Here is a 2,044-nt window from a genome sequence, read left to right on the forward strand (position 1 = left end):
AATATATGACTAAACATTAAACTGAATAAATATAAGTCGCTTTTCGAAATTGAAAAAAGGGTGAATAAGAAATGGAAGCTTATAAAATGCACGATTTTATTAATACGAATGTTGAATCTCATCAAAATGAAACCGTTTTTAATTTACAAATATGTGAAACAAATGAATTTGACGTAAGTTTAACAAAATCTACAACGCTGTCTTTTATCGTTTCAAAAAAGAACATTAAGATCGTCACGAGAAAATGGGTTAATTCAAATCAAGAAAGCATGATTGGCAAAAGCTACATCATTCCAACGAAAGCTTTTCACTATTTCTTACCGATTATTTCTGAAACTGAAGATGAACTAAATATTCGAGTTCAAAGTTTTGGACTACATGGTGAGCTTTTATTAAATGAAAGATTACTTATTGATAAAAACAACAAATGTAATACAAAGATTACTACCTTCTTTGAAACATTAGATGAAAATGTCAATCAAGCATTACGAGGATTACAAATTCATTGTATGTAAGACTACTACAACAAGTAAAAGGAGAATATAATGAAAAAACTATTATTAAGTGCGCTATTATCATTAGGATTTTTAACTCTTCCATTCACTACTGCAGAAGCAGCTACGACGAAAGATCAGCTTATCGTAAACACAAAAATAAATAAAATGGATTATTATCAAGATGGAAAATTCATAAAAAGTTTCACTGTCGCTACTGGAAAAGCAGCAACACCAACACCTAAGGGTACTTTTCAAATCGTAAATAAAATTAAAAACCGTCCTTACTATACAGGAAAAATTAAAGGCGGCGATCCACGTAATCCACTTGGGGACCGCTGGCTCGGATTAAATATGGCAGGAACTTACGGAACAACGTATGCGATTCATGGAACTAACAATAATCAAGCAATCGGGAAAGCAACAACACTTGGTTGTATTCGTATGTTTAACAATGATATTCACTGGTTATTTGAGCGCGTTCAGCAGCAAGCTACTGTCACTGTAAATTAGCCTAAGAACAAGATTTATGTGTAGCCAAGAATTTTATGTCTTGGCTTATTTTATTTATTCATTTACAGTAGCAAAACAACTGTATTTACATATATAATAAAAATAGATTGCATTCAACATCATCGTAACATTGATAAACATGGATATTAAAATTATACAGTTATAATATTTTATAAATTTTACAATACATACTATAATAGAACTACTGTAATTCTGAACTATTCAGTGACACTAAACAATCCCCCTTGCTACTTTCATTACTATTTTATAGCGGGGGCTTATTATATGTATAAACAATCTGAGTCATCCGAAAAATGATGAATTCGAATATTGCAGTAAAAAGCGTTATTTAGGAGGTGTTACTATGACGCATATACTGGTGATTGAAGACAACCCAGATATACAAGAACTTATTCGTGAATTTCTAATGGCACAAAACTTTACTGTTGATGTAGTTGGTGCTGGAACAGAAGGCATTCTTCTTTTCCAAAAAAATTCATACGATCTTGTCCTCCTCGATGTAATGTTACCAGATATAGATGGCTATAGTATTTGTAAAATTATGCGAGGACAATCTGATGTACCAATCATTATGTTAACAGGCTTACATAATGAAGAAAGTGAAATTAAAGGATTTGAGTTAGGTATTGATGACTATATTACAAAACCGTTCCATTACACCGTATTTATAAAACGTGTAGAAGCTGTATTAAGAAGGGCAGCAACAAAGGAAGCAGAAGCTGCAACTATACTACAATTCCATGAATTGATGTTAAATTCTACAGCATATGCCGCTTATGTTCATGGTAATCAAATTGAATTGACTACAAAAGAATTTGAAATTATATATACTTTACTGCAAAATCGGGGAAAAGTATTATCAAGAAGTGATTTGTTGAATAAGGTATGGGGCTATGAACATTATGGTGATGTGAGGGTTATAGATACACATATTAAAAACTTACGAAAAAAATTAGAAATTCCTTATATTAAAACGGTGAAAGGCATTGGCTACAAAATCGAGTCGTAGCAAAGAC

At 31.6% G+C, this 2,044-nt stretch carries 3 protein-coding genes; all 3 read left to right on the plus strand.

Going from position 1 to position 2,044, the window contains the following annotated elements; all coding sequences use genetic code 11:
* The first annotated feature begins 71 nt into the window (after nucleotides 1–71).
* The 3 genes from AB3X49_RS21990 to AB3X49_RS22000 all read left to right on the plus strand — a co-directional run bounded on the left by AB3X49_RS21990 (nucleotide 72) and on the right by AB3X49_RS22000 (nucleotide 2,037).
* Nucleotides 72–515 carry a DUF3978 family protein gene (locus AB3X49_RS21990; protein ID WP_002034632.1) on the plus strand — a complete coding sequence of 148 codons (444 nt, stop codon included), beginning with the start codon at nucleotides 72–74 and terminating at the stop codon, nucleotides 513–515.
* A 30-nt stretch (nucleotides 516–545) separates the two neighbouring features.
* Nucleotides 546–1,007: a L,D-transpeptidase gene (locus AB3X49_RS21995; protein WP_002015973.1), complete on the plus strand. Its 462-nt coding sequence runs from the start codon at nucleotides 546–548 to the stop codon at nucleotides 1,005–1,007.
* Between the two features lie 364 nt (nucleotides 1,008–1,371).
* Nucleotides 1,372–2,037: a response regulator transcription factor gene (locus AB3X49_RS22000; RefSeq protein WP_000148832.1), complete on the plus strand. Its 666-nt coding sequence runs from the start codon at nucleotides 1,372–1,374 to the stop codon at nucleotides 2,035–2,037.
* Nucleotides 2,038–2,044 lie beyond the last annotated feature (7 nt).

The sequence above is a fragment of the Bacillus sp. C30 genome (genome assembly GCF_040838255.1).
In the GTDB taxonomy this organism is placed as follows: Bacteria; Bacillota; Bacilli; order Bacillales; family Bacillaceae_G; genus Bacillus_A; species Bacillus_A mycoides.

What these genes read in the sequence shown, in the direction of transcription:
- AB3X49_RS21990 (WP_002034632.1), top strand. Translation starts at nt 72, where the DNA reads ATGGAAGCTTATAAAATGCACGATTTTATTAATACGAATGTTGAATCT.
- AB3X49_RS21995 (WP_002015973.1), top strand. Translation starts at nt 546, where the DNA reads ATGAAAAAACTATTATTAAGTGCGCTATTATCATTAGGATTTTTAACT.
- AB3X49_RS22000 (WP_000148832.1), top strand. Translation starts at nt 1,372, where the DNA reads ATGACGCATATACTGGTGATTGAAGACAACCCAGATATACAAGAACTT.